General features: G+C 72.4%; 24 protein-coding genes. 10 read left to right on the forward strand and 14 right to left on the reverse strand.

What is annotated here, in order from left to right; translation table 11 throughout:
- Window positions 1-55 precede the first annotated feature (55 nt).
- Window positions 56-1,495: a hypothetical protein gene (locus tag ACGFK0_RS18285; protein ID WP_392906140.1), complete on the forward strand. Its 1,440-nt coding sequence runs from the start codon at window positions 56-58 to the stop codon at window positions 1,493-1,495.
- Window positions 1,496-1,519: 24 nt separating this feature from the next.
- Here the strand turns inward: ACGFK0_RS18285 and ACGFK0_RS18290 are convergent, their stop codons facing one another.
- Window positions 1,520-2,314, reverse strand: coding sequence for an IPT/TIG domain-containing protein (locus tag ACGFK0_RS18290; protein ID WP_392906141.1), 795 nt, complete (start codon window positions 2,312-2,314; stop codon window positions 1,520-1,522).
- Between the two features lie 170 nt (window positions 2,315-2,484).
- Here ACGFK0_RS18290 and ACGFK0_RS18295 point away from each other — a divergent pair, with 170 nt between their 5' ends.
- The 3 genes from ACGFK0_RS18295 (at window position 2,485) to ACGFK0_RS18305 (ending at window position 5,612) form a co-directional block, all read left to right on the forward strand.
- Window positions 2,485-4,173, forward strand: coding sequence for an ExeM/NucH family extracellular endonuclease (locus ACGFK0_RS18295; protein WP_392906142.1), 1,689 nt, complete (start codon window positions 2,485-2,487; stop codon window positions 4,171-4,173).
- Window positions 4,174-4,277: 104 nt separating this feature from the next.
- A complete protein-coding gene (locus ACGFK0_RS18300; protein ID WP_392906143.1) occupies window positions 4,278-4,583 on the forward strand; it encodes a hypothetical protein in 306 nt (101 codons plus the stop codon).
- 39 nt (window positions 4,584-4,622) lie between these two features.
- Window positions 4,623-5,612 (forward strand): LLM class flavin-dependent oxidoreductase, encoded by a 990-nt coding sequence (locus ACGFK0_RS18305; protein ID WP_392906144.1) that lies wholly within the window; start codon window positions 4,623-4,625, stop codon window positions 5,610-5,612.
- Window positions 5,613-5,699: 87 nt separating this feature from the next.
- On the opposite strand, the gene gabT is transcribed toward ACGFK0_RS18305, so the two are convergent.
- Window positions 5,700-7,052 (reverse strand): 4-aminobutyrate--2-oxoglutarate transaminase, encoded by a 1,353-nt coding sequence (gabT, locus tag ACGFK0_RS18310; protein WP_392906145.1) that lies wholly within the window; start codon window positions 7,050-7,052, stop codon window positions 5,700-5,702.
- A 91-nt stretch (window positions 7,053-7,143) separates the two neighbouring features.
- On the opposite strand from gabT, the gene ACGFK0_RS18315 reads away from it, so the two are divergent.
- Together ACGFK0_RS18315 and ACGFK0_RS18320 are read left to right on the forward strand one after the other, a co-directional pair.
- Window positions 7,144-8,622 (forward strand): PucR family transcriptional regulator, encoded by a 1,479-nt coding sequence (locus tag ACGFK0_RS18315; RefSeq protein ID WP_392906146.1) that lies wholly within the window; start codon window positions 7,144-7,146, stop codon window positions 8,620-8,622.
- Window positions 8,623-8,635: 13 nt separating this feature from the next.
- Window positions 8,636-10,063 carry an aldehyde dehydrogenase family protein gene (locus ACGFK0_RS18320; protein ID WP_392906148.1) on the forward strand — a complete coding sequence of 476 codons (1,428 nt, stop codon included), beginning with the start codon at window positions 8,636-8,638 and terminating at the stop codon, window positions 10,061-10,063.
- A gap of 61 nt (window positions 10,064-10,124) precedes the next feature.
- Here ACGFK0_RS18320 and ACGFK0_RS18325 read toward each other — a convergent pair whose 3' ends face one another.
- Window positions 10,125-11,168: an alpha/beta hydrolase gene (locus ACGFK0_RS18325; protein ID WP_392906150.1), complete on the reverse strand. Its 1,044-nt coding sequence runs from the start codon at window positions 11,166-11,168 to the stop codon at window positions 10,125-10,127.
- A 568-nt stretch (window positions 11,169-11,736) separates the two neighbouring features.
- Here ACGFK0_RS18325 and ACGFK0_RS18330 point away from each other — a divergent pair.
- Complete coding sequence (locus tag ACGFK0_RS18330) at window positions 11,737-12,120, forward strand: hypothetical protein (RefSeq protein WP_392906152.1); 384 nt, start codon at window positions 11,737-11,739, stop codon at window positions 12,118-12,120.
- Between the two features lie 108 nt (window positions 12,121-12,228).
- Here the strand turns inward: ACGFK0_RS18330 and ACGFK0_RS18335 are convergent, their stop codons facing one another.
- From ACGFK0_RS18335 to ACGFK0_RS18345, 3 genes are all read right to left on the reverse strand, one after another.
- Window positions 12,229-12,858, reverse strand: coding sequence for a hypothetical protein (locus tag ACGFK0_RS18335; protein ID WP_392906154.1), 630 nt, complete (start codon window positions 12,856-12,858; stop codon window positions 12,229-12,231).
- A gap of 228 nt (window positions 12,859-13,086) precedes the next feature.
- Complete coding sequence (locus ACGFK0_RS18340) at window positions 13,087-13,338, reverse strand: hypothetical protein (RefSeq protein WP_392906156.1); 252 nt, start codon at window positions 13,336-13,338, stop codon at window positions 13,087-13,089.
- Complete coding sequence (locus ACGFK0_RS18345; protein WP_392906157.1) at window positions 13,335-14,810, reverse strand: carboxyl transferase domain-containing protein; 1,476 nt, start codon at window positions 14,808-14,810, stop codon at window positions 13,335-13,337. The genes ACGFK0_RS18340 and ACGFK0_RS18345 overlap by 4 nt, the downstream gene beginning before the upstream one ends.
- An 80-nt stretch (window positions 14,811-14,890) precedes the next feature.
- Between ACGFK0_RS18345 and ACGFK0_RS18350 the strand changes: the two genes are divergently transcribed.
- Window positions 14,891-16,306 carry an amidase gene (locus tag ACGFK0_RS18350; RefSeq protein WP_392906159.1) on the forward strand — a complete coding sequence of 472 codons (1,416 nt, stop codon included), beginning with the start codon at window positions 14,891-14,893 and terminating at the stop codon, window positions 16,304-16,306.
- Between the two features lie 35 nt (window positions 16,307-16,341).
- Here ACGFK0_RS18350 and ACGFK0_RS18355 read toward each other — a convergent pair whose 3' ends face one another.
- Window positions 16,342-17,706: an ATP-binding protein gene (locus ACGFK0_RS18355; protein WP_392906160.1), complete on the reverse strand. Its 1,365-nt coding sequence runs from the start codon at window positions 17,704-17,706 to the stop codon at window positions 16,342-16,344.
- A 404-nt stretch (window positions 17,707-18,110) separates the two neighbouring features.
- Here ACGFK0_RS18355 and ACGFK0_RS18360 point away from each other — a divergent pair, with 404 nt between their 5' ends.
- Window positions 18,111-19,358 carry a serine/threonine-protein kinase gene (locus ACGFK0_RS18360; RefSeq protein ID WP_392906162.1) on the forward strand — a complete coding sequence of 416 codons (1,248 nt, stop codon included), beginning with the start codon at window positions 18,111-18,113 and terminating at the stop codon, window positions 19,356-19,358.
- A 31-nt stretch (window positions 19,359-19,389) separates the two neighbouring features.
- Here ACGFK0_RS18360 and ACGFK0_RS18365 read toward each other — a convergent pair whose 3' ends face one another.
- Window positions 19,390-20,508 carry a PP2C family protein-serine/threonine phosphatase gene (locus tag ACGFK0_RS18365; protein WP_392906163.1) on the reverse strand — a complete coding sequence of 373 codons (1,119 nt, stop codon included), beginning with the start codon at window positions 20,506-20,508 and terminating at the stop codon, window positions 19,390-19,392.
- A gap of 137 nt (window positions 20,509-20,645) precedes the next feature.
- Between ACGFK0_RS18365 and ACGFK0_RS18370 the strand changes: the two genes are divergently transcribed.
- Window positions 20,646-20,870: a hypothetical protein gene (locus ACGFK0_RS18370; protein WP_392906164.1), complete on the forward strand. Its 225-nt coding sequence runs from the start codon at window positions 20,646-20,648 to the stop codon at window positions 20,868-20,870.
- 32 nt (window positions 20,871-20,902) lie between these two features.
- Here ACGFK0_RS18370 and ACGFK0_RS18375 read toward each other — a convergent pair whose 3' ends face one another.
- From ACGFK0_RS18375 to ACGFK0_RS18400, 6 genes are all read right to left on the reverse strand, one after another.
- Window positions 20,903-21,379 (reverse strand): ribose-5-phosphate isomerase, encoded by a 477-nt coding sequence (locus ACGFK0_RS18375; protein WP_392906165.1) that lies wholly within the window; start codon window positions 21,377-21,379, stop codon window positions 20,903-20,905.
- A 50-nt stretch (window positions 21,380-21,429) separates the two neighbouring features.
- Window positions 21,430-22,485 carry a hypothetical protein gene (locus tag ACGFK0_RS18380; protein WP_392906166.1) on the reverse strand — a complete coding sequence of 352 codons (1,056 nt, stop codon included), beginning with the start codon at window positions 22,483-22,485 and terminating at the stop codon, window positions 21,430-21,432.
- 46 nt (window positions 22,486-22,531) lie between these two features.
- Window positions 22,532-23,503 carry an ATP-binding protein gene (locus ACGFK0_RS18385; RefSeq protein WP_392906168.1) on the reverse strand — a complete coding sequence of 324 codons (972 nt, stop codon included), beginning with the start codon at window positions 23,501-23,503 and terminating at the stop codon, window positions 22,532-22,534.
- 135 nt (window positions 23,504-23,638) lie between these two features.
- Window positions 23,639-24,391, reverse strand: a complete 753-nt coding sequence (locus ACGFK0_RS18390; RefSeq protein ID WP_392906170.1) for an energy-coupling factor ABC transporter ATP-binding protein — start codon at window positions 24,389-24,391, stop codon at window positions 23,639-23,641.
- A complete protein-coding gene (cbiQ, locus tag ACGFK0_RS18395) occupies window positions 24,388-25,152 on the reverse strand; it encodes a cobalt ECF transporter T component CbiQ (protein ID WP_392906171.1) in 765 nt (254 codons plus the stop codon). Before cbiQ ends, ACGFK0_RS18390 begins: the two co-directional genes overlap by 4 nt.
- Window positions 25,152-25,523: a PDGLE domain-containing protein gene (locus ACGFK0_RS18400; RefSeq protein WP_392906172.1), complete on the reverse strand. Its 372-nt coding sequence runs from the start codon at window positions 25,521-25,523 to the stop codon at window positions 25,152-25,154. The genes cbiQ and ACGFK0_RS18400 overlap by 1 nt, the downstream gene beginning before the upstream one ends.
- Window positions 25,524-25,528 lie beyond the last annotated feature (5 nt).

The raw sequence follows: 25,528 nt of genomic DNA on the forward strand, positions 1-25,528 counted from the left end.
TCCACCACCCGTAACCGTGCGTGTCAATCCCCCGGGGGCGCTTATGACGGATCAGTTGGCTGCAGCCGTGTATCCGGCCGAACCAGCTGATCTCTTCGTCCAGCTCTACGACTCGATGCCGGACGACGCCTTCCGGAGCTGGACGGCCACGCGCTGGTACGCCGAGGAGCGGGTGCGGCGCAAGGCCGGGGAGATCGCCGACGGCGTGCTGGAGCGCGGTGTCCTCGATCCCGCCGAGACCGCGCGGATCGTCGCCATGCGCGGCGACCTCGGGCGGTTCACGATCCTGCTCGGACTCGACATCGCGCTGGCCCACGCGAGCCCGTACGCGCCGTACCACGACGCTCCCGCGCTGGCCGGGGTCCTGGTCAACTACCTGACCGAGGGGAGGCTGAACGGCCCGGCGACGACGGGCGCGCTGCTGCCCAGGTGCGCGTTCCCCGGCCGGCCGCGCGGGATGCGGTCCAAGGAGGAGTTCTTCGGCGTCCACCGCGTCTCCCAGGCGGAGTGGGAGCGGATCGACCACACCGTCCTGCCCGCGGTGAACGACCCGCACTTCAGCCGGGACGAACCTGTCACGGTCGGCTGTGCGCCGGTCCTGGAGACGTTCGACGACCTGGACATCGAGTTCGAGGAACAGAACGGGATGACCGTCTACCGGCTGTGCCCGATGGACTCGTCCGGGATCCGCAGCCGCATCAAGGCGATCGTCCGGCGGCTGGACGAGTCCGGCGCGCAGCTCGCCGTGATGCCGGAGGCGTCGCTGTCGGACGCGCTGCTGGAGCACTGGAAGGAGGTCGCGTTCGACACCGCCGGACGCGACCGGGACCACCGTCCGCTGCGGTTCCTGCTGCTCGGCAGCGGCCCGCTCGGCGGCGAGGACCCGCCGCCGAACCGCGCCGTCCTCCTGGACCGCTGGACGGGCCAGGAGCTCCTCGTCCAGGACAAGCTGGCGGGCTTCACGCTCGACCCGGGGCAGATGAAGCTGTGGCGGCTGCCGGACGCGCCGCCCGGCGGCACGGCCGTGGAGTACGCCCGGCCCGGCACGCGGATCGGCGTGCTCGACTCCTCGCTCGGCCGGCTCGCGGTGCTGATCTGCGAGGACCTCGGCCGGTCGACCGGCTGGGAACGCGAGCTGCAGGCGTGCGGGGTGTCGCATCTGCTCGTCCCGATCTTCTCCAAGCCGATCCTGGAGCACCGCTGGGAGGACCAGGGCGCCGAGCGGCAGGTCGTGGGCCTCGGGAGCTGGGTGGCGGTGTCCAACAGCCTCGCGATCGGCGCCGCCATCCCCGACGAGGACCTGCCCGGCCCCCGCTACACGTGCCTGGTCGCCGGCCCGAAGAGCCTGGACCGCACCGCCTACGTGACCGAGCGGCAGTTCGGCGTCGCGCGCACGGGCGCCGAACTCGGCCGGCTGCCGACGTCCGAGCTGCCCCGCGTGTTCCCCGGCGCCGCCTATGACGCCTGGCATCCCCACTGGCAGGACGCGAAGTAGATCAGAGGCAGGCCGGTGGCGGGGTCATTCGACGGTGAAGGGCTCCGGGGCGGCGACGGGACCGGCCGGGGTGATCACCACCGGCGGGCCCGTGGTGGCGCCCGGCGGGACGGCCGTCCGGATGAGGGTGTCCGCCGCGTCGGAGATGCGCGACTCGGCGGCGCCGAAGCGGACGGCGGTCACGGAGCCGAGGCCGGTGCCGTGGACGGCGACGGTGGTGCCGACCGGGCCGCTCGCGGGCTCGACCACGGTGATCCGGGCCGCGAGCACCTGGTCGCGGCCGGGCGGCGCGTAGGCGAGCAGGGTGGAGAAGACGCTGCGGAGCTTCTCCGACGTCTCGCGGGAGAACAGCCCGACGAGCGCCGCGATGGCGGTGACGCCGTACGGGTTGATGTCGGACGCGCCGCCCGCCGGCGAGGTCAGGCCGCCGCGCAGCACGAGGTAGACGATCAGCCCGAGCAGCGCCCCGACGAACGGCAGCAGCAGGTACATCACCAGCCAGCTCCGGCGCAGCGCGCGGTTGCCGACGTACCAGTAGAACGACCGCAGGACGTGCACGACCGAGCCGAGTGCGCCGGCCGCCATGACGATCACGAACAGGCTCGTCTCGCGGGACAGCGTGGGCGACCACCCGAGCAGCTCGACGGTCGTGGTCCGCGCGGGGATCTCGGTGCGGCCGTCGGGGGAGACCTTCGGGGCGGGCGGCCACACCTGGATGAGGACGATCACCAGCACGGCGGTGAGGACGAGGAGGACGACGGCGGCGGCGACGATGTCGCGGGTGCGGGCGTACTCGGATCCGACCGGCGACTCGGTCACGGCTCTCCTTCTGCGCGATGCCTTCTGCGGAGACTATCGAGGGCGGGCCGGACGGTGTTTCGTCATGGCCCGGCCATGGGACACCCTCGATTCCGACAATCCATTGCAAATTGATGGAGTCTTCATTAACGGTTCGGGGGTCGGGAAAGCCGCGGCTCTAGTCTCCGGCCATGCGCCGAACAGCAGCAGCACTCGCGACCGTCCTGACCGCCGGGCTCGCCGGCGGCGTCCAGACGGCCGCGGCGGCGGAGCCGTCCACCTGCGGCACCCCCGCCGACCACCAGATCGCCGAGGTCCAGGGCAGCGGCGGCACCAGCCCCGTCAGCGGGCGGACCGTCCGCGTCGAGGGCGTCGTCACCGCGGACTTCCAGCGGTCCGACCAGCTCAAAGGCTTCTTCATCCAGGACCCCACCCCCGACACGGACCCGAGGACCTCCGACGGTCTGTTCGTCTACTCGGCCGCGGAGGTCGCGGAGGGCGACCGCGTCCTCGTGACCGGCAAGGCCGTCGAGTACAACGGGCTCACCGAACTGTCGCCGGTGTCGGCCGTGGACGTGTGCGGGAAGGGCCGCGTCGCCCCGTCCCGCGTCCGGCTCCCGCTGGCGGACGGAGCGGAACCGGAGCGGTACGAGGGAATGCTGCTGCGGTTCGGGCAGCGGCTCACCGCGACCGAGACCTACACGCTCGGGCGGTACGGCGAGGTGACCGTGGCGGCCGGCGGCCGCCTCTTCCAGCCGACCGACGGGCACGGCTCCACCCAGGCGGAGAACGACGCGCGGAAACTCCTCGTCGATGACGGGTCGAACGTCCAGAACCCGGACACGATCCCGTACACCGACCCGCGCGTCCTGCGGATCGGCGACTCGGCGCACGGGCTGACCGGCGTCCTCGGCTACGGATTCGGCGAATACCGCCTGCAGCCGACCAGGAAGGCACATTTCGCGAACACCAACCGGCGGCCGGGCAGGCCCCGGCACGTCGGCGGCAACGTGCGCGTCGCCGCCTTCAACGCCCTCAACTGGTTCACGACGCTGGGCGAGCGCGGCGCGGACACGGCGGAGGAGCAGGAGCGGCAGCTCACCAAGCTGATCGCCGCGCTCAGGGGGCTGGACGCCGACGCCGTCGGGCTCATGGAGGTCGAGAACAACGGCGACACCGCCGTGAAGGCCCTGGTCGACCGGCTCAACCAGGCCGCCGGCGCCGGGACGTACACGTGGGTGAAGCACCCCCACCCCGGGACGGACGCGATCCAGGTCGCGCTCATCTACAAGCCGGCGAAGGTCGCGCCGGTCGGTGCGCCGCGGTCGTCGCAGGACCCCGTCTTCGACCGCCCGCCGCTCGTGCAGACCTTCAGGCCCGCCTCGGGCAGGACGCCGTTCACGATGATCGTGAACCACTTCAAGTCGAAGGGCTGCAGCGGCGCCGACGGCCCCGACGAGGACCAGGGCGACGGCCAGGGCTGCTACAACGCCCGCCGCGTCGCCCAGGCCGAGGCGATCGGCGAGATCGCGGACGGGTCGCAGAACCCGCTCGTCATCGGCGACCTCAACTCCTACGCGGCCGAGGACCCGGTCGAGGTGCTGACCGGCGGCGGTCTCGTCAGCCAGACCAAGCGGTTCGTCCGCCCCGACCGGCGGTACAGCTACGTGTTCGACGGGCAGTCGGGCGAACTCGACCACGCCCTCGCCGGGAAGTCCCTGTCGCAGCAGGTGACCGGTACGACGATCTGGCACGTCAACAGCGACGAGCCGGTGTTCCTGGACTACAACACCGAATTCAACCCGCCCGGGTTCTACCGGCCGGACGCGTTCCGCTCGTCCGACCACGACCCCATCCTGCTGGGGCTGCGGCTGCGCTGACCCTGGTATTGGGCCGGCCGTCCAAAAAGTGGCGGCCGGCCCCTCGCGCGCACCGATCACGAATCGTATGATCCGTGTCACACCTCTAGTGATCGGTGCGCTCCATGACCGAAGCAGTCTCCGCCGCCTCCGTCCCCGCCACCGCCTCCCGTCCCGCGTTCGGCATCGGCCCGGACGGGACCTACACCAGAACCGGGCAGGCCGCCGCGTTCGTCCTCGGCGTCCTCACGATGTTCGCGTTCCTGCCGCTCATGGTGGTGGCCGCCCTCCTGTACACCAAGGCCGAAACCGTGTTCCCCGAAGATCCCGCGCGGGCCCGCACACTGGTGAACTGGTCGTGGATCAGCATCACCGTCCCCGTCGCGATCGCCGTCGTCGCCGTCCCCGTCCTCATGACCCTGGCGGGCTGAGCGGGAAGAGGACGGATGCCCGGCGGGTTAGGGCACGTTATGAGCGTGCCCTTCTCCGTCCTCGACCTCGCGCCCGTCGTCAGCGGCTCCACGTCCGGCCAGGCGCTGCGCAACACCCTCGACCTGGCCCGGCACACCGAGCGGCTCGGCTTCCACCGGTACTGGCTGGCCGAGCATCATGCGATGCCCGGGATCGCCAGCTCCGCGACCGCCGTGCTGATCGGGCAGGTCGCGGCGGCGACGTCGGCGATGCGGGTCGGGTCCGGCGGGGTCATGCTGCCGAACCACGCGCCGATGGTGGTCGCCGAGCAGTTCGGGACGCTGGAGGCGCTGTACCCGGGGCGCATCGACCTCGGCCTCGGCCGCGCCCCCGGCACCGACCAGGCCACCGCGCGGGCGCTGCGGCGCTCCCCGGACGCCCTGTCGGTGGACGACTTCCCCGAGCAGGTCATCGAGCTGCGCTCCTACTTCGGCGCGGACAGCAAGGTGACGCCCGCCGCCGGGAACGAGCCGCCGGTCTGGCTGCTCGGGTCCAGCGGCTACAGCGCCCGGCTCGCCGGGCTGCTGGGGCTGCCGTTCGCGTTCGCGCACCACTTCAGCGCCGAGAACACCGTCCCCGCGCTGAAGCTGTACCGCGACTCGTTCCGTCCCGGCGCGCTGGACGAGCCGTACTCGATGATCGGCGTCTCGGTCACCGCCGCGGAGTCCGACGAGCGGGCCCACGAGCTGGCGCAGCCTCAGGCGCTGGGGTTCCTGCGGCTGCGGCAGGGCCGTCCGGGGCCGCTGCCGACCCCCGAGGAGACCGCGTCCCACCCGTACACGCCGCTGGAACGTCAGATGATCGACTCGCGGCTGGCGGACCAGGTGGTGGGCGGCCCGGAGACCGTCCAGAAGGAGATGGACGCGCTGATCGAGCGGACGGCCGCGGACGAGGTCATGGTCGTCACACAGGTCTTCGACCACGGCGACCGGCTGCGCTCCTACGACATCCTCGCCGGCCTGTACGGCGCGTCCCTCCAACCGCGCTGACCCGCCCCCGGCGGGGCGGATGATGACGGGCCGGCCTCCCCGGCGGGAGGCCGGCCCGTTCCGGTGGCGGGCGGCCCGGCCCGGCCGTCAACCCGCGAAAGCCTCGTCGAGGACGTCGAGTCCCTCGGTGAGGAGGTCCTCGGAGATCACGAGCGGTGGCAGGAAGCGCAGCACGTTCCCGTACGTCCCGGTGGTCAGGACGAGCAGGCCCCGCTCGTGGCAGCGGCGTGCCACCTGCGCGGTCGCGTCGGGGTCGGGGTCCTTGGTACCCGGCCGCACCAGCTCCACCGCGATCATCGCGCCGCGTCCGCGCACGTCCCCGATCGCCGGGTGCCGCTCCGCGAGCGCCCTGAGCCGAGGCAGCATGATCTCGCCGATGCGGCGGGCGCGCTGGGTGAGCTTGCCGTCCTCGATCTCCTCCAGGACGGCGAGCGCCGCCTCGCAGGCGAGGGGGTTGCCGCCGTAGGTGCCGCCGAGGCCGCCGGCGTGCACCTTGTCCATGATGTCGGCGCGTCCGGTGACGGCGGCGAGCGGCAGCCCCCCGGCGATGCCCTTCGCGGTGGCGACGAGGTCGGGGACGATCCCCTCGTGCTCGCAGGCGAACATGTCGCCCGTCCGGGCGAAGCCCGTCTGCACCTCGTCGGCGATGAACAGGATGCCGTTGGCGCGGCAGAACTCGGCGATCGCGGGCAGGAACCCCGGCGCGGGCTCGATGAACCCGCCCTCGCCCTGGATCGGCTCGATCAGCACCGCCGCGACGTTCGTCGCGCCGATCTGCTTGGTGATCTGGTCGACGGCCTGCGCGGCGGCCTCGGGCCCGCAGTCGTCCGGGCCGGTCGGCCAGCGGTACGGGTAGGCGGCCGGCGCCCGGTACACCTCGGGCGCGTACGGGCCGAACCCGTGCTTGTACGGCATGTTCTTCGCGGTCAGCGTCATCGTCAGCAGCGTCCGGCCGTGGTAGCCGTGGTCGAACACCACGACCGCCTGCCGGCCCGTCGCGTACCGGGCGATCTTGACCGCGTTCTCCACGGCCTCGGCGCCGCTGTTGACCAGGAACGACCGCTTCTCGTGGTCGCCGGGCGTGATCCGGTTGAGGTTCTCGCACACCTCGACGTACGACTCGTACGGCGCGACCATGAAGCAGGTGTGGGTGAACCGGTCCGCCTGCGCCTTCACCCGGGCGGCGACCCGCGGGTTGGCGTTGCCGACGCCGGTGACCGCGATGCCCGAGCCGAAGTCGATCAGCGAGTTGCCGTCCGCGTCGACGACCACCCCGCCGTCCGCGTCGGTCACGTACACCGGGAGCACGCTGCCGACACCCGGCGGCACCGCCGCGACGCGGCGCTTCTGCAGCTCCCGGGAGCGCGGGCCGGGGATCTCGGTCACGACGCGGCGTTCCTGCGGCAGGCGGCTCGAACCGCCGAAATCCTCGCTGGTCATGGCCTGAACATAAGCCGGGCGCCGCCTACCATGAACCGTACGGGGCGGCGAAATGCGCCCCGCGAGATGGACACTTTGCACAAGGATTGCGATGCCGCCCACTCTGGCCTCCGTGGCCGCGCTCCCCCAGCTCGGCCTGCGGCCGCTCACCGGCCCGCTCCCCGACATGACCGTCGTGTGGGTCGCGGTCAGCGAACTGGAGGACCCGACCCCGTTCCTCGAGGGCGGTGAACTCGTCCTCACCACCGGCATGCGGCTGACGCCGGCGAACGCCGCCGGCTATGTGTCCCGGCTGGTCGGACGCGGTGTCGCCGGGCTCGGGTTCGCGATCGGCGTCATCCACGAGACCGTCCCGGACGAGCTGCTCGCGGCGGCACGCGACCAGGGGCTCGTCCTGCTGGAGGTGCCGCGCCCCACCCCGTTCATCGCCATCGGCAAGGCGGTGTCCCGGATGCTGGCCGCCGAATGGTACGAGGACGTGACCCGCGCGTTCCAGGCCCAGCGGGAACTGAGCCGCGCCGCGCTCACCGGGCCGGGCGCGCTGGTCACCCGGCTGGGCAGGCTGCTCGGCGGCTGGGCGCTGCTGCTCGACCCGTCCGGAACCGTCCAGCACGCCGAACCCGCCACCGCCGCCGGCCGCGCCGAGGCGCTGTCGCCCGAGCTGGCCCGCCTCCGCAGGCCTCCGAGGTCGCGGAGCGCGGACGTCCCGTCCGCGAGCATGGCGCTCTCGCTGCCGGGCGAGCACATCGTCGTGCAGCGGATCGGGCTGGGCGGGCGGCCGCGCGGATTCCTCGCCGTCGGAACCGGGACGCCGCTCCCCCATGTCGCGCACACGATCGTCGGGGCGGCCGTCGCGCTGCTGACCCTGCAGTCGGAGACGCCGCGCACCGGCCGCGACCTGCGGGCCTCACTCGCGGCGCTGCTGCTGGGACGTCCGGGCGACGGCCCGGCGGTGCCGCGCGGGCCGGTCCGGGTGCTGGCCTGCGCGGGCGGCGCCGCCGTGCTGGACGTCCTGGAGTCCGATCCCGCCGGAGGACGGTGCCTGGCGCTGCCCCTGGACGGGTACATCGCCGTCATCGTCCCGGACGAGGTGGGCGGGACGATCGAGTCGTTGCTCGCGGGCACCGGCCCGATCGGCGTCAGCGACGCGGCCTCCGGCGAACTGGCGGGCGCGCTGCGGCAGGCCGGGGAGGCTCTGGCGGCGGCCGTGCGGTCGGGGCGGGACGTCCTGCACCACTCCGCGCTCCCCGGCCAGGGCGTCCTCGGGCTGATCGACCCGGAACTGGCGCATGCCTTCGCCGACACACTCCTGGCACCGCTGCGCGACGAAGATCTGGTCGGCACCGTCCGGGCCTATGTGGCGGCCAACGGGCAGGGCGAAGCGGCGGCTCGGGCGCTCGGCGTCCACCGGCACACACTGCGGTCGCGGATGCGCAAGGCCGCCGAGGTTCTGGGAGCCGACCCCGACGACCCGGCCGTCCGCGCCGAACTGTGGATCGCGCTCGCCGTCACGTCCACTCAAGACGACGGGATTGGACAGAATGGCGACTCGCATTCGGCCGCGCCGTAGGTAGCGTGAACGCATGAACGTGACCCCATTCTGGCTGGCCGGCCGGCCCGAGACCGGTGACGGTGAGCTGACCGTTACGCATCCCTACGACGGCCGCGTGGTCGGGAAGGCGGCCGTGCCGACGCCGGCGCAGGTGGAGGAGGCGATCGCGGCCGCGGACGCCCTCCGCAGGGACGCCGCCGCGCTGCCGCTGCACGTGCGGGCCGAGGCGCTCGCGCACGTGTCCGCGCGGATCGCCGAACGCGCCGAGGAGATCGCCCGCCTGATCACCGGCGAGAACGGCAAGCCGCTGCTGTGGGCGCGCGGCGAGGTGACCCGCGCGATCTCCACGTTCCGGTTCGCCGCCGAGGAGGCCCGCCGCTTCAGCGCCACCACGCAGCGGCTCGACACCGACCCCGCCGCCGAGGGCCGGATGGCCTACATCACCCGCGTCCCGAGGGGCCCGGTGCTCGGCATCTCGCCGTTCAACTTCCCGCTGAACCTCGCCGCCCACAAGATCGCCCCGGCGATCGCGGCGGGCACCCCGATCGTCCTCAAGCCCGCCCCGGCGACGCCGCTGTCGGCGCTGCTGCTGGGAGAACTCCTCGCCGAGACCGGCCTGCCCGCCGGGATGTTCTCGATCCTGCCCGTGCCGAACGACCGGGCGTCCGCGCTCGTCGACGACCCGCGGCTGCCGATCGTGTCGTTCACCGGGTCCGTCCCCGTCGGCTGGGCAATCAACGATCAGGCGCCCCGCAAGCACGTCACCCTCGAACTCGGCGGCAACGGCGCGGCCGTCGTCCTCCCGGACGCCGACCTCGACTGGGCCGCCAAGCGCATCGGGCTGTTCTCCAACTACCAGGCCGGGCAGAGCTGCATCGCCGTCCAGCGCGTCTACGTCGACCGCTCCGTGTACGACGAGTTCGTGCCGAAGCTCGTCGACACCGTCGCCTCCCTCGTCACCGGCGACCCGTGGGACGACAAGACCCAGGTCGGCCCGCTCGTCAGCCAGGACGCCGCCGAACGCGTCGAGTCCTGGGTGGACGAGGCCGTCTCGGCGGGCGCCAGGATCCTGACCGGCGGCACCCGCGAAGGCGCCGCCTACGCCCCGACCGTCCTCGCCGGCGTCCCCGCCGGCACCAAGATCTCCAGCGAGGAGGTCTTCGGGCCGGTCATGTTCGTCCAGCCGGTGGACGGCGTCGACGAGGCGTTCGACCTCGTCAACGACTCCAAGTTCGGCCTCCAGGCCGGCGTCTTCACCCGCAACCTCGACATCGCGTTCCGTGCCCACCGCGAACTCGACGTCGGCGGCGTGGTGATCGGCGACGTCCCGTCCTACCGCGCCGACCAGATGCCGTACGGCGGCGTGAAGGACTCCGGCGTCGGCCGCGAGGGCCTCCAGTCGGCGATGGCCGACTACACCGAGGAAAAAGTCATGGTCTTCACGGGCCTGCCCCTCTGACCTGGTCTGCACACGGGCCCGGCCTCACCAGGGGCCGGGCCCGTGTGCTCACTGCGGCGGGTCAGGGCTTGGCGTTCAGGGCCAGGGCGGTGCGCAGCGCGCCCGCCGCCTCCGACATCGCCTCCTGGAACCGTCCGCCCAGCGGCCACATGTTCGCGAACCCGTGGATGAGGTCCTCCTGCCGTCGCAGAGCGACCCGCACCCCGGCCTTCTCGAGCCGCTTCGCGAACTCCTCCCCCTCGTCGCGCAGCGGGTCGAACCCGGCGGTCACGAGGTAGGTCGGCGGGAACCCGGCCAGATCGTCGGCCAGCAGCGGCGACGCGGCGGGCTCCTTCCGGCGCTCCTCAGGGCAGTAGTGGTCGCTGAACCACGTCATGTCGGCGTCGGTGAGGTAGAACCCGTCCGCGAACAGCTCCCGCGAACGCCGCCGGCCCGTCAGGTCGGTCGCCGGGTAGAACAGCAGCGCGAAGTCCGGCTTGCGTTCCGCGAGGAGCCCCACGACCGCCGCGAGATTGCCGCCCGCGCTGTCCCCGCCGACCGCGACGGCCCCGGCGTCGGCGCCCAGCTCCGCGGCGTTCTTCACCGCGTACTCGTAGGCGGTCATGGCATCGTCCGCCGCCGCCGGATACCGGTGCTCGGGGGCGAGCCGGTACCCCACCGACAGGACCCGGACCTCGGCGTGCACGGCGAGATACCGGCACACCGTGTCGTGCGTCTCGATGTCGCCGATGACCCAGCCGCCGCCGTGGTAGAAGACGAGCAGTGGCGACCCGTCCGCGAGCCCCTTGGGGGTGTAGAGCCGCCCCGCGATGGCGTCCGGGATCGTCACCTCGCGGGTCTTCACCGGACGCGCGGGCACCCGGCCCATGAGCACCTTCGCCCGCGCGAGCCCGTCGCGCGACTTCTCCACCGTGTCCGCCGTCAGGTTCCTGCCTTCCAGCCGCGACATCAGGATCAGCAGCTGCGCGTCCAGCGCCAGCTCCTGCCCGTCCCGCCTCACCGGTGCTCCCACGATCAGCCGCTTGACCGGCGCCGGCAACGCGAACACGCCACGGAGTACGGCGCCCGCCGCCGCGGGGGGAACCATCTCGGTCAACTGCGCCATGCGATCCTCCAAGCCCAGGGGGTTGCGCCAACCGTACTCTCCGGTAGCCCCTGTGTCCGGCCGGCGGCCGTTGCGCCGTCCCCACCATTCACCTTGCCGGACCATTCACCACCAGGTCGGACGGCGTTGAGCCGGCCCATTGCACACAACCGCGGCGGCCGGGGTTTGCGCGGACGGACCAGATCATGAGATAGTCTGAATGGACCGCCTGGTCCACTGTCACAATGAATGGCATTATATCTTGATCGACACTTCCAAGAATGTAGAAAAATATGGCGTTTCTGCGTAGTCGGCAACTCGCTCAGCGTCCATTGTTCATACGATTTTCGGGGGTCATCCAATGACGGTGCGAGACGTCCGGACTGTGGCTAAGGTCATGGGACGGCGAACGACGCTGCGCTATTTGATGATAGGCGTCGGAGCAAGTGTCCTCGCAGCCTGTAACGGCGATGGGGCCGGCGGCGAAGCCCACGGTGGCGGCGATACCGGCCGGGGCGGCAGGACCGGGGACGATCGTACCGGTCCGAGCGGAAGCGGCGCGAGATCGAACGGTCCCGCAGCGAAAGCGGTGGCCGCGTTCGTCCGGGGTGAATGGAAGATCCAGGTGACCATGGCAGGCGGCGATCAGATCAGCGGGACGGCACGGGTCGACGAGTCGACGTGGAGACTCCGTGTCGAGCAACGCGACGAAACCCCGATGGGAGGGTGGGCGCTGATAGACGGGAAACTGCACATCCACGTTGGCGAGTTCTTCGGAGGAGGGCAGGCAGTGGTGCACGGCGTACCGGCGAAGGTGCCCTCAGAAACGGCTCGCGTGTTCTCGTGGCAGCCGCCCACCGGACCCTCTGGGTCCTCCGGGGAGAGCCTGAAGGTCACCCGCTCCAATGGCACCGTCCGCATCGTGCACACCGAAGGCGGCAGCCGCACGACGATCGTCTGCACCCGCGCCTAGACCGTCAATGGGGAAGCCGTGCGGCTCAGTGGTCGCCGGTCGTCCGGGAACGTTCGCCGGGTACGCGACAAGCGACGCCCGTGTCCCCCGCCGGGGACGTCTCCGGAGTCAGGTGGCGGCTCGAACCAAGCGCGTGCGGCGCCGGTAGTAGGCGACGGTGACGGCGGCGAGCAGCGGCCCCCACAGCACCAGCGGCGCGTAGGCGACGACGCCGAGCACACCCTTCCAGTCATGGAAACCGATGGGGGCGTCGTTCTCCAGCGGGCGCCCCTGGATCGTCTCCTGGAAGACCACGCAGTTCACGACGGTGACCGTCCACAGCACCGTGAGGATCGCGGCGCCGACGGCGGCGGGGATCACGGCGGCCATGGTCGGGACGCGGCGGCCGCGCAGGCCCGGTATCCAGCGGGGGAACACCTCGCCCCAGCGGGCTATCAACCCGATCGCGGTGAAGGCCACCAGCTCCGACACGATCGAGAGCAGCACCACGTACACCTCAAGGGGCACCCAGGACGGAAGGTCGCCGTTCGTGTCCCCCTGCCTCAGGCGACCGCTGACGATCGGAAGATGGAAGGTGAAGGCCGCGATCCGCCACAGCCCGGAAGGCAGCACGGTGAACGGGACGGCCAGCGCGGCGATCCGCGCCCAGCGGGGAACACCCGCAACAGGTTCGTGTGCGGCGGCCCACATGGCTCGCAGCCACCCGGCCGGAGCCGCCGGCGTACTCAGAACGGTCATCGCTGCCTCTCTCGGAAAGTCTGACGATTCCAAGGTCACAGCCGTGACCGGCCATCCGGATCACCCGTCGGCACCATCCGCCTCCCCCGCACGGGGGACCGGTGCCGCGCACGGGTACCAGTGCCCCGCCGGACGACGACCGGGGCTATGCAGGTTTGCGGAACAGGAGGTGGCCTGCCGGGAAGCGTTCCAGGTCGGTCGGTTCCCGGACGAGGCGGGCGGCTTCGTTCAGGCCGGCGTCGCGGAGCAGGGCGGCGAGCCGGTCGGGCGGCCAGCGGTAGGCGAGGGTGACCTTGTGATCGAAGGACCGCGGTACGTCGCCGTCGCATGCCTGGAAGGCGAGCAGGAGGTGCCCGCCCGGGGCCAGGACGCGGTGATCAGCGCGCGGCCCAGCGGAAGGGCGTCGAGAACGTCGCGGAAGGTGTCGGCGTAGAGGGCGGCGACGGCGTCGTAGGCCGTCCGGGTGACGGGGTCGGTCATGTGGGCGGACGATAGCGGGCCTGGCGGGCGGCGGGTCCGCCGGGGACCAGGCCGGAGAGTCCTCGTTCCACGGCGGCCGCGGCGCGGCGGCAGAACGGTTCGGGCTCGTCCGCCGCGTCCGGGTGCTCGGGGACGAGTTCGTCCGCCAGGCCGTCGCGCAGGAGGTCCGCCGAGCGGACGCCCTGCGCCGCCGCCATCTCGTGCGCCCGTGCGACGGTCCGGTGGACGATCAGCGACGCGCCCTCGGGCGGGAGCGGGGAGAGCCAGGCATGGGCGGCGGCGAGCACCCGGTCGGTGGGCAGCAGCGCCAGCGCCGCCCCGCCCGTGCCCTCGCCCAGCAGCAGGCACAGCGTCGGCGCGGGAAGGGTGATCAGGTCGGCCAGGCAGCGGGCGATCTCGCCGGCGAGGCCGCCCTCCTCCGCCTCGGCGGACAGGACGGCGCCGGGCGTGTCGACCACGGTGACCAGCGGCAGGGCCAGCTCGGCGGCCAGGCTCATCCCGCGCCGGGCAACGCGGAGGCCGGCCGGGCCAAGGGGGTGGCCGGTGCGCTGGCTGCTCCGATCCTGGCCCACGACGACGCAAGGGGCCGCGCCGAATCGGGCCAGGGCGAGCAGCAGGCCCGGGTCGGCCTCTCCCTGGCCGGTGCCCGACAGAGGGGTCACGTCCGTCGCGCCGTACCGGAGTAGTTCGCGGACGCCTGGACGGTCGGGGCGGCGGGACCGTTCGATCGACTCCCATGCCGTCACCTCTCGGACGACCCCCACGGGAGCCTGGGCCGAGGCAGACACGGGCGGGCTTCCGCATAGGACGTTCAACGCCTGGGACGCCACCTCGCCCAGGTCGTCGATGTCCATCACGGCGTCCAGGAGTCCCTTGGCGGCAAGGTTCTCCGCGATTTGAACGCCGCTGGGGAACGGCTCCCCGTACAGCCCCTCGTAAACGCGCGGCCCCAGGAAACCGATCAGCGCGCCGGGTTCGGCGGCCGTCATATGACCGAGCGACCCCCACGAGGCGAACACCCCGCCCGTCGTGGGGTGCCGCAGATAGACGAGGTAGGGCAGCCCGGCGGCACGGTGGGCCATGACGGCGGCGGTGATGCGGGCCATCTGGACGAACGCGGCCGTCCCCTCCTGCATGCGGGTGCCGCCGGACGACGGCGCGGCGAGCAGCGGAAGGCCCTCGGCGGTGGCGCGTTCGACGGCGGCGACGATCCGGTCGGCGGTCGCGAGGCCGATCGAACCGGCGAGGAAGCGGAACTCGGACACGACGAACGCGACGCGGCGGCCGCGCAGCCGGCCCTCCCCGGTGACGACGGCCTCGTCGCATCCGCTGCGTTCGCGGGCGGCGGCGAGTTCCCTCCCGTAGGGGGACGCGGGGCCGGGCAGCCCGGCGGGAGGGGTGTCCCAGCACGTCCAGCCATCCTCGTCCAGCACGCGGCGCAGCAGCTCGCGCGCACCGACTCGTTCAGTCACGCGCCCATCATGACCTCGGCGGCAGGCCGGCCGGTGCGCGGGGGTGGACACTGGTGGGACCCGGCAGAAGGGAACCCACGTTGTCCGACGAGATCCACTTCATGTCCGCCCGTGATCTCGCCCGGCGTATCCGCGACCGCGAGTTGTCGGCGCGCGAGGTCGTCCGGGCGCATCTCGACCAGATCGAACGGACGAACCCGCAGGTCAACGCCGTGGTCACGCTGGTCGCGGAGGAGGCGATGCGGCAGGCGCACGACGCCGACGAACGACTGGCGGCCGGGGCCCGGCCCGGACCGCTGCACGGCCTGCCCGTCGCGCACAAGGACACCCACGCCACGCGGGGCATCCGCACCACGTCCGGGTCGCCGATCTTCGCCGATCATGTTCCGGACACCGACGAGCTGGTCATCGAGCGGATGCGGGCCGCCGGGGTGATCACGCTCGGCAAGACGAACGTGCCGGAGTTCGCCGCCGGGTCGCACACGTTCAACCCGGTGTTCGGCCTCACCCGCAACCCCTACGACCCGTCCCGGTCAGCGGGCGGCAGCAGCGGCGGGGCGGCGGCCGCGCTGGCGTGCGGGATGCACCCGCTGGCGGACGGCAGCGACATGGGCGGCTCGCTGCGCAACCCCGCGTCGTTCTGCAATGTCGTCGGGTTCCGCCCGTCCCCGGGGCGGGTGCCGTCATGGCCGGTGCCGGCGGGCTGGTCGACGCTGGGCGTGCAGGGCCCGATGGCCCGCGAGGTCGCGGACGTGGCGCTGCTGCTGTCGGTGCTCGCCGGGCCCGACCCGCGCAGCCCGATCGCGCTGGAGACGCCCGGTTCGGCGTTCGCCGGGCCGCTCGGCCGGGACGTCGCCGGGCTGCGCGTCGCCTGGTCCCCCGACCTCGGCGGAGCGGTGCCCGTCGACCCGGCCGTCACCGGCGTCCTCGAACCGGCCGTCAAGGTGTTCGAAGAGCTCGGCTGCGCGGTGGAGGAGGCGTGCCCCGACCTGTCCGGCGCGGACGAGGTCTTCCGGACGCTGCGCGCCTGGCACTGGGACATCGCGCTCCGCCCCCTCCTGGACGAGCGCCGCGCCGACGTCAAACCGTCCCTCGCGCAGAACATCGACGCCGGGCGCTCGCTGACCGGCGCCGACATCGGGCGGGCGGAGGTGCTGCACACGGCTCTGTTCCACCGGGTCCGGAAATTCTTCGGGCGGTTCGACGTGCTGCTCCTGCCGGTCAGCCAGGTGCCGCCGTTCGACGCCGGGATCGAGTACCCGGACGAGGTCGCCGGGGAGCCGATGCCCGACTACCTGGAGTGGATGCGGTCGTGCTTCCTCGTCTCGGCGACCGGCTGCCCCGCGCTGTCGGTGCCCGCCGGGTTCACCGGGGACGGGCTGCCGGTGGGGCTGCAGATCGTCGGCCCGCATCACGCGGACCTCGCCGTCCTCCAGGCCGGGCACGCGTTCGAGCAGGCGACCCGGCACGCGGCCCGCCGTCCGCCCGCGACGTGACCGCGGCTCGTCCGGTGACCCACGCCCCCCCGTGACTACGGCACCGGCCGGGGGATGCGCAGGACGAGGCGCCCGCCCTTGTCGCTGTCCGCGGCGATGAGCGTCCCGCCGTGCGCGCGGGCGATGTCGCGGGAGATCGTCAGCCCGAGGCCGGTGCCGCCGGGGTCGCTCGCGCGGCCCTCGGCGAGCCGGTGGAAACGCCGGAAGATGCGCTCGCGGTCCTCGGGCGCGATCCCGGCACCGTCGTCACGGACCTCCATGACGGCGTCCGGCCCGGCCGTGGTCACGGTCACCCGGATCCGTGACTCCGCGTGCCGCTCGGCGTTGTCGAGCAGGTTCGTCAGCAGCCTGGCCATGTGGTGGGGCGTGACCCGCACCATGATCCCCTCGTCCACGGCGATCTCGACGGGGACGCGCCGTGCACGCCGTGCCGTCTCCGCGCGGACCATTTCGCCGAGGTCGATCAGTTGCCGCGCGACCTGTACGCCCGCGCCTAGCTTGGCCAGGATCAGCAGGTCGCTCACGATGCCCTGGAGCCGGTCGGCGTCGGCGAGCGCCGCCCGCGCCACCGCCGGCCAGTCCTCGTCCTCGGGATGTTCCAGCGCCACCTCCAGCTCGGCCCGCAGTCCGGTGAGCGGGCTGCGCAGCTCGTGTGAGACGTCCGCGACGAAGGCGCGCTGGCGGGTGAAGAACTCCTCCAGCCTGCCCAGCGTCACGTTCACCGATTCGGCCAGCTCGGACACCTCGTCGACCGGATCGGGGACGGTCACGCGGCGGTCCAGGGCGCGCCCGGTGATGTCGGCGAGTTCGGCGCTCATCGTCCGCACCGGCCGCAGCGCCCGCCGCACCGACAGCGACACGATCCAGCCGGCCGCGGCGGTGCCGAGGACCACCACCGCTACGAGCATGCCGATGAACAGGCCCTGGTAGCGGATGAACACGGTGATCGGTGCGCCGGCGTGCACGATCCGCCGGCCGTCCGGAGTCTGAATCCGTTCGGTGACCAGGTAGACCGGGCCCTTTCCCTGGATGTCGATGGTCCGGTAGACGGGTTCGTCCACCACGCGCGGCGCCGGCACCTCCAGCGGGCCGTGCCCGCGCAGCGACTCACTGGACGCGAGGATGCCGCCCTTCTCGGTCACCACCTGGAGAACGTTGAAGTCGGTGTTCTGGACGGGAACCGTGCCCCGCGGATCGCTTGTGCGGACGAGCGTGGCGAGTTCCGCGACGGCGGCGCCGGCCCTGTCATGCAGTCCCTGGTACACCGTGGCACGGACGGTCTGGTAGAAGAGGACGACGCCGATCACGAGCAGCAGGGCGACGACCAGGGTCGCCGCGGCGGTCACGCGGGTCCGCACCGACCAGCACGACGGCGACATCAGGTCCCCGATGTTCCGCACCCCGGCGCCCTCCCCCCTTTCCGCTCGCCTGCGGCGGCCGGCGCCGCGTCGTGTCCCAGCGCCTGGGGGTGAACGCAGAACTGGTTGTTACCAGACCATTGCCCTGCGAAACATCACTACATACCGGACAGATGCCCGCGCGGCCACACCTCCCACCCCTGAGGGCGCCGGCCACGCGGGCATCTTCTCCGGTGCCGCCAGCCGCCCACCACCCGCGCGCCGAGGAGGTTCCATCGGGGGCCGGGCCTGCTGCCGAACCACCTCCACCCTGCACTTCTCCGGTGCACGGGGCGCTACATCGACGTGACGATCACGTTTCCGCACTTCCTGGAAGAACGCGCCATAATCCGCCGCCGATCGGGGATAGGCGGACAGGAGAGAAGCGAGGGAGCCGCGAACACCCCATGGACGGAGACATCAGGCCGCTGGAACCCGCCGACCCCCGCGAGGTCGGCGGGCACACACTGCTGGGCCGCCTCGGCTCGGGCGGCATGGGGATGGTCTATCTCGGCACCGACCCCGACTCCGGCGGCCGGGTCGCGGTGAAGACCATCCATCCGCACCTGGCGGGCGACCCGTCCTACCGGCGGCGTTTCAAGGACGAGGCGTACCTCGCGAGCCGCGTCGCCTCGTTCTGCACCGCGCGGGTCCTCGCGCACGGCGAGGAGGACGGCCGTCCCTACCTCGTCACCGAGTACGTGGGCGGCATCTCGCTGCACAACCGGCTCGTCGGCGACGGGCCGCTGCCGGCCGCCGACCTGCACGGCGTCGCCGTCGGCGTCGCGTCGGCGCTCGCGGCGATCCACGCGGCCGGGCTCGTGCACCGCGACGTCAAACCCGCCAACGTGATGCTCACCCTGTCCGGGTGCCGCGTCATCGACTTCGGCATCGCGCGCAGCCAGGACTCCTGCGGCGCGACCGCCGCCACCGGCCAGGTCCTCGGCACCCCCGGGTGGATGGCGCCGGAGGTGCTCATCGGCGGTCCCGCGACGCCCGCGGCCGACGTCTTCGCCTGGGGCTGCCTCATCGCCCACGCGGGGACGGGACGGATGCCGATCGGCGGCGATCCCGCGACGCTCCGCACCGCCACCGAGGATCCCGACCTGTCGGGACTGCCGGAATCGCTGGTCGCGGCCGTCCGGTCCGCACTGGCCAAGAACCCGGCCGAACGTCCGACCGCGTCCGACCTGCTGCTCACGCTCGTCGAGCAGCAGGAGCCGCATGCCGGTGAGCGGCTCGGCCCGCGCACGGCCGCGGCGCCCTCGGCGGCGGGCGCGCCGGCTCCCGCCGCGCCTCGTCCGGCCCGGCGGTACGTCCAGGAGGAGACCGACACCAAAGCGTTCACGCCGATCGGTGTGGCGGGTGCCAGGTCGTCCACGCGGACCCGGCTGCTGGCGGGCGCCGGCGCCGCCGCGGGCACCATACTGGTCGGCGCCATCATCGTCGGGCTGACACAGGGCAAGAGCGACCCGCAGCCATCGCCGACGACACCGGCCCCGTCGACACCGACGGTCTCCCCCACCACGACGAAGCGTGCGGGCTTCATCAAACCGGCACCGCCCAGACAGCCGGTGAAGTCGCACAAACCGAAGCACAAACCGAAGCACAAGGCGAAACACGAAAAGCAGAGAGGCCGGCACAGGCGCCCCTAGCGATCCTGCGCCGGGGTGTCCGCCCGGACGGTCAGGTGCGCCAGATCAGGACGAGGGCGCAGTCGTCGTCGCGGGCCGCCGCCATCGTCTCCACCAGTTCTTTCGCGCCGCTGCCGAACCCCTGCGGGACGAGCCGCTCCGCCTCGCCGAGGAGCCGGTCAATGCCGGTGTCGAGGTCACTGCCCGGCGACTCCACCAGCCCGTCGGTGTACAGCAGCAGCGCGTCGCCCGGCCGCAGCAGCCCGTGTTCGGGGATGCAGCGCAGATCGGGCACGACCCCCAGCACCACGCCCTTGGCGGGGCTGACCTGCCAGGCGCCGCTTCCCGCGTCGAACTGCACGGCCGGCGGGTGCCCCGCCGACTCGACCGTGTACTCCCCCGACTTCAGATCGACGACGACGTGCACGGCCGTGACGAATCCCTCGTCCCACCGCTGGCGATGCAGGTAATCGTTGCACGCGGGCAGGAAACGCTCTGGCTGGATCGATCCAAGAAGCCCGCCGAACGCGCCCGACAGCATCAGTGCGCGGGTTCCGGCGTCGGTGCCCTTCCCCGAGACGTCGACCAGCGCGACCTCCAGTGTGTCGCCGTCGCACGCCGACACCACGAAGTCGCCGCCGAACGACGACCCGCCGGCCTGCAGCAGCACGACCTGGGAGTCCCAGCCGTCCGGCAGCTCGGGCATCTCCCCCTGGCGTTTCAGCCGGTCGCGCAGCTCCAGCAGCATCGAGTCGCCGCGCAGGCCCTGCACGCCGAGCTGCTGGCGCGTCCGCGCGAGGGTGAGCGCGAGCACCGCGGTGATCGTCAGCGTGGCGATCATCCCGATGCCGATCGCGGGGACGTCGGCCCAGGCGTTGTAGGCCACCATCGCGACCACGACGCCGAGCAGCGCGACCAGGCTCCGCACCCTCAGCAGCAGCCCGCCGCCGAGCACGATCAGCACCAGCACCCCGGAGGGGGCCAGGCCGCGCGTGTCCTTCGCCGTCGCGATTCCGATCCCGATCGCCAGGACCGCCAGGGCCGCGAACACGTACCGCTCCCTGGTCAGCTTCCCCCGGCGCAGCCACCGGTACAGCACCACGAGCACCGGGATACGGCGCAGCACGGCGCGCACTCTCGGCGGAAGGAGGTGCACCAGTCGTTGAAGCATGACTCCGGCACTGTATCGAGCAATCACCCCGACAGGTCGGTATCCGGCCCACCGGTGACTATTTGCAACGCTCCAGCTACCGTTTCTCCGGGTAGATGGTGCGGAACGGGCAGGTGGACCAGGAGAGGCGGCGGCACGTGGGACAGCCGGGAATGCGCATCACGGTGGACGCGGCGATGCGGGCACGGGACGTCTCACGTCCGCGGACCGAAGGCGAGGAGGCGCCGGCCGCCGGCGCGGGAACGGGCCCCGGCTCCGGTAGGCCCGCCGAGCCCGCCAAGCGGACGAAGGCCGCCAAGAACGAGCGGCGCCGCCTCGGCAAACGCGGCGGTGCCCGCAAACCCCCGGCGAACGGCCTCTGACCGGCCCGCCACCGGGCCGATTCGCCGCCGGGTCAGTTCCCGCCCGGCAGCGGCGGGAGCTCACCCGTCCGCTCGTAGTCGCCGAGCATCTCGATCCGGCGGGTGTGGCGCGGCTCCTTGGAGTACGCCGTCTCGATGAACAGCTCCACGAACCGGGTCGCGGACGCCAGGTCGTGCTGCCGTGCGCCAAGGCTGATGACGTTCGCGTCGTTGTGCTCGCGGGCGAGGGCGGCGGTGTCCTCGCTCCAGACGAGCGCGGCGCGCACGCCCTTGACCTTGTTGGCCGCGATCACCTCGCCGTTGCCGGATCCGCCGATCACGACGCCCAGCGTCCCCGGCTCCGCGGCCGTCCGCTCGGCGGCCCTCAGGACGAACGGCGGGTAGTCGTCGACGGCGTCGTACTCGAACGCGCCGCAGTCGACGGCCTCATGACCGTTCGCATCCAGCCAGGAGACCAGGTGCTCCTTCAGTTCGAAGCCGGCATGGTCGGATCCAAGAAACACGCGCATGAAGCCGATTCTCGCAGGCACCGGGGGGCCGTGCGCGCGGGGGTGGCCGGTCAGTCGTCGTCGCGCCTGCGGTCGACGATCGTCCGGTCCGCCAGGTTCAGGTCGTCGTCCTCGGTGGCGTCCTCGGGCACCTGCGTCTCGGGCGCGTCCGGTTCCTCGGCGTCGTCCGCGGGGCGCTCGGGCTCAGGTTCGGCCGGCTCAGGCTCAGGCTCGGCCGGCTCCGGCTCCGGCTCGACGGGCGGCTGCGGCGGGACGGGCGGCGCGCCGAACTGCTGCGGGGCGGGCGCCCCGGGCTGCTGCGGAGCGGGTGCGGCGCCCCACGGGGGCTGCTGCTGCGGCTGGCCCTGCGGCGGGATATAGGGAACCGCTGACGGGTGCGGTTGCATCGGCTGCTGCGGTACTCCCTGTTGCGGTGCTCCTTGCTGCGGCACTCCCTGCTGGGGCATCCCCTGCGGAGGCATCTGCTGTTGCGGCATTGGCTGTTGCGGCATCTGCGCGCCCGGCTGCTGTGCGGCGTAGGCCTGCGGGGCGTACGGCTGATGCGCACCATAGGGCTGCTGTGCGCCGTAGGGCTGCTGCTGAGCCCGGTCGCGCGGACGGGTGAGCAGGAAGCCGCCGAGCGCGCCGAGGCCCGCGATCCAGCCGAACATGAAGCCGAAGCTCGCGCCGTTGCCGATCATGCTCCAGATGGTGCGGCTCAGCATGGGGCCGGGAACGTCGATCGTCCAGCCCACCAGGGCGCCGCCGATGAGGCCCGCCACCCCGCCCGCGACGGTGGTGGCCCACCAGCCGGTGATGACCGCGCCGAGCACACCCTGGCGCGGTTCGATCGTCCTGGCCCCGGCGAAGACCATCAGCGCGAGCAGGGCGAGGAACAGCAGGAAGGAGAAGTCGACGGCGAGCAGGTAGCTCCAGTCGCCCACCCCCGGCGTAAGCCGCCACTGGGGGAACTGGAACGCACCCACCAGCGGCCCAATGCCCGTGTGGAAATCGAAGTCGCTCTTCCGAGTCGCGTCGACGATCCATTGGTTGTTGAACAGCAACGCGAGAAGGGCGATGGGCGCTATCGCGCCCCCCGCCATGACCACCATCCGCCGCATCGTCATGGCGCGCAAGGGTAGTGGCGATCGGTGCCCGCCGGTAGGCCCCGCGCTACACCCGGTAGGCGGCCGGGAAGCGGAATCCGGGGTCGACCTGTTCCTCCAGGTTCTCTCCCGCCGCCCTGCTCGCCCAGCTCCGTGCGTTCTTGACGTGGAACTCGACGGCGAGCCGCTGGAACTCGTCCCAGTCCTTGACGCGCGCGTCCACTTCGGCGCGCATCCGGTCGAGGGCGGCGACGTTGCCGTCCTCCAGGACGACGCCGTCCCGGCCCTGCTCCAGCGCCCGGACGGCGGCGGACTGCCCGATCCAGGTCAGCAGGTCGCCGCCGACGTGCTCGCGCAGGTAGGCGACGTCGGCGTCGGACTGCACCTTGTTGCCGACGACGCGGATGGCGACGTCGTAGTCGCGGGCGTACTCGGTGTACTGCCGGTACACGCCGACGCCCTTGCGGGTGGGTTCGGCGACCAGGAACATCAGGTCGAAGCGCGTGAACAGTCCGGACGCGAAGGTGTCCGCGCCGGCGGTCATGTCGACGACGACGTACTCGCCCGGCGCGTCCACCAGATGGTTGAGGTAGAGCTCGACCGCGCCGGTCTTGGAGTGGTAGCAGGCCACGCCGAGGTCGTCGTCGTTGAACGGGCCGGTGGCGAGGAGCGTGATACCGGCCCCACCCGTTTCGCCGCCCGCCCCCACCTCCTGCCCGGCGTTGTGGACGGGGTCGTCGCCGCGGAACCGCAGCAGCCGCGAACCCGTCCCGGCCGGGGTGGTCTTGACCATCGCGGACGCGGAGGAGATGCGGGGGTTGTCGCCGCGCAGATGCTCCTTGATCTCGGGGATCCGGTCGCCCAGTGCGGGGATCTTCGCCGCGCGGTCCTCGTCCAGGCCGAGCGCGACCCCGAGGTGCTGGTTGATGTCGGCGTCGATGGCCACCACCGGCAGCCCGCGCGCGGCCAGGTGCCGGACGAACAGCGACGAGAGGGTGGTCTTGCCGCTGCCGCCCTTGCCGACGAACGCAACCTTCACGATTACCCCATTTCGGATATGAAAACCGTTACCAGTGTCGGGCAATCGAGTCTGGTGGAGGGGACGGGCGGGAGGCAAGCTGAACGGCCGAAGACCACCGAATCGGCCGGACCGGCGGACGGCCCGGCGGACGGCTCAGCGGACGGCGGCCGCCGGGTCGAACCCGAAGGGCAGTTCCAGGCGGTGCGCGGCCAGCAGATCGGCGTCCATGAGCAGGTCCCGGGTGGGGCGGTCGGCCGTGATGACTCCGCCGGACAGGATCACCGACCGCGGGCACAACTCGGCCGCGTACGGGAGGTCGTGGGTCACCATCAGGACCGTCACGTCCAGGCTCAGCAGGATCTCCGCCAGTTCGCGGCGGCTCGCCGGGTCCAGGTTCGACGACGGCTCGTCCAGCACGAGGATCTCCGGCTCCATCGCCAGGACCGTCGCGACGGCGACGCGGCGGCGCTGCCCGAAACTGAGGTGCTGCGGCGGCCGGTCGGCGACGTCCAGCATGCCGACGCGGGCCAGCGCGTCCCGCACCCTGCGGTCCAGTTCGGCGCCGCGCATCCCGAGGTTGGCCGGGCCGAACGCGACGTCCTCGCGGACGGTCGGCATGAACAACTGGTCGTCGGGGTCCTGGAAGACGATGCCGACACGGCGGCGGATCTCCCTCAGCGTCTTCTTGTCGCCCGGTTCGACCGCGAGCCCGCCGACCCCGACCTCGCCGAGGCCGCCGTGCAGGATGCCGTTCAGGTGCAGCACGAGCGTCGTCTTCCCGGCGCCGTTCGGCCCGAGCAGCGCGACCCTCTCACCACGCGCGATCGTGAGGTCGACGCCGTAGAGGGCCTGCGTGCCGTCGGGGTAGGCGTAGGCGAGGCCCTTCACTTCCAGCGATGGCGTCATGACGCGATCCAAGCAGCCAGCGCGACCAGGGCCGCGGCCGAGGGCAGCGCGGCGGCGGCCGTCCACTGCGCGGCCGTCGCGCCCACGTCGTGCACGACGGGCATGCGGCCGTCGTAGCCGCGGCTCATCATCGCCAGATGGACGCGTTCGCCCCTCTCGTAGGAGCGCAGGAACAGCGCGCCGACCGATTTGGCGAGCACGCCCGTGGCGCGGACGCCGCGCGCCTCGAAGCCCCGGGAGGCCCGCGCCACCTTCATCCGTCCCAGCTCGGCCGTGACGACGTCGACGTACCGGAGCATGAACGTGGCGATCTGCGTGAGGAGCGACGGCATCCGCAGCCGCTCGATGCCGAGGAGCAGCAGCCGCGGCTCCGTCGTCGCGGCGAGCAGGATGGACGCGACCACGCCGAGGGTTCCCTTGGCGAGGATGTTCCAGGCGTCCCACATCCCGCCCTCGCTCACCCGCAGGCCCAGCAGGGCGATCCTCTCGCCCTCGGCGACGAACGGCAGGAGGATCGCGAACGCGACGAACGGGACCTCGATCACGGTCCGCCGCGCGACCGTCCGGAACGGGACGCGGGCGATGAGCGCGACGGCCGCGAGGAGCAGCGCGTACGCGCCGAACGCCCACATCCGTTCCCGGGGCGTGGCGACGACCAGCAGCACGAACGCCAGCACGGCGACGATCTTGGTCTGCGGCGGCAGCCGGTGCACCGGCGACGCGCCCGGCACGTACAGCCGGTGCGCGTGTCCGGCGCCCACTACCCCTGCCCGGACGTTCCGGCCGGCGCCTTCTCGTCCGGCCCCTCCCGGTCCGGTGCCTTCCGGCCGGGCGCCGGGCCGGGGCCGCGCCGCCGGACGGCCCAGAACAGCCCGCCGCCGACGAGAAGGACGGCCCCGACGCCGATCACGCCGGACAGCCCGGCCGAGACCCACTCGTTGCCGACGCCCTTCACCCCGTAGTCGCCGAGCGGGGAGTCCTTGAGCGCGTGGTCCTTCTCCTCGGCGCTGATGCCCTCCTGTTCGGCGACCTTCTCCAGCCCGTCCGGGCTGCCGCTGGCGTAGTAGCTGACGAGCCCCGCGAGGACGAGGGAGACCAGCAGGAACCCGACGAAGAAACGCTTGGCGGCCATCTGCC

This window comes from Spirillospora sp. NPDC048823 (assembly GCF_043198445.1).
Lineage (GTDB): Bacteria > Actinomycetota > Actinomycetes > Streptosporangiales > Streptosporangiaceae > Spirillospora.

Bases quoted from the DNA above. Each gene is read 5' to 3' on its own strand.
- ACGFK0_RS18360 (WP_392906162.1), top strand. From the start codon at position 18,111: ATGGACGGAGACATCAGGCCGCTGGAACCCGCCGACCCCCGCGAGGTC.
- gabT (WP_392906145.1), bottom strand. From the start codon at position 7,052: ATGACCAGCGAGGATTTCGGCGGTTCGAGCCGCCTGCCGCAGGAACGC.
- ACGFK0_RS18305 (WP_392906144.1), top strand. From the start codon at position 4,623: ATGAGCGTGCCCTTCTCCGTCCTCGACCTCGCGCCCGTCGTCAGCGGC.
- ACGFK0_RS18295 (WP_392906142.1), top strand. From the start codon at position 2,485: ATGCGCCGAACAGCAGCAGCACTCGCGACCGTCCTGACCGCCGGGCTC.
- ACGFK0_RS18300 (WP_392906143.1), top strand. From the start codon at position 4,278: ATGACCGAAGCAGTCTCCGCCGCCTCCGTCCCCGCCACCGCCTCCCGT.
- ACGFK0_RS18320 (WP_392906148.1), top strand. From the start codon at position 8,636: ATGAACGTGACCCCATTCTGGCTGGCCGGCCGGCCCGAGACCGGTGAC.
- ACGFK0_RS18375 (WP_392906165.1), bottom strand. From the start codon at position 21,379: ATGCGCGTGTTTCTTGGATCCGACCATGCCGGCTTCGAACTGAAGGAG.
- ACGFK0_RS18315 (WP_392906146.1), top strand. From the start codon at position 7,144: ATGCCGCCCACTCTGGCCTCCGTGGCCGCGCTCCCCCAGCTCGGCCTG.
- ACGFK0_RS18365 (WP_392906163.1), bottom strand. From the start codon at position 20,508: ATGCTTCAACGACTGGTGCACCTCCTTCCGCCGAGAGTGCGCGCCGTG.
- ACGFK0_RS18380 (WP_392906166.1), bottom strand. From the start codon at position 22,485: ATGACGATGCGGCGGATGGTGGTCATGGCGGGGGGCGCGATAGCGCCC.
- ACGFK0_RS18340 (WP_392906156.1), bottom strand. From the start codon at position 13,338: ATGACCGACCCCGTCACCCGGACGGCCTACGACGCCGTCGCCGCCCTC.
- ACGFK0_RS18335 (WP_392906154.1), bottom strand. From the start codon at position 12,858: ATGACCGTTCTGAGTACGCCGGCGGCTCCGGCCGGGTGGCTGCGAGCC.
- ACGFK0_RS18390 (WP_392906170.1), bottom strand. From the start codon at position 24,391: ATGACGCCATCGCTGGAAGTGAAGGGCCTCGCCTACGCCTACCCCGAC.
- ACGFK0_RS18325 (WP_392906150.1), bottom strand. From the start codon at position 11,168: ATGGCGCAGTTGACCGAGATGGTTCCCCCCGCGGCGGCGGGCGCCGTA.
- ACGFK0_RS18400 (WP_392906172.1), bottom strand. From the start codon at position 25,523: ATGGCCGCCAAGCGTTTCTTCGTCGGGTTCCTGCTGGTCTCCCTCGTC.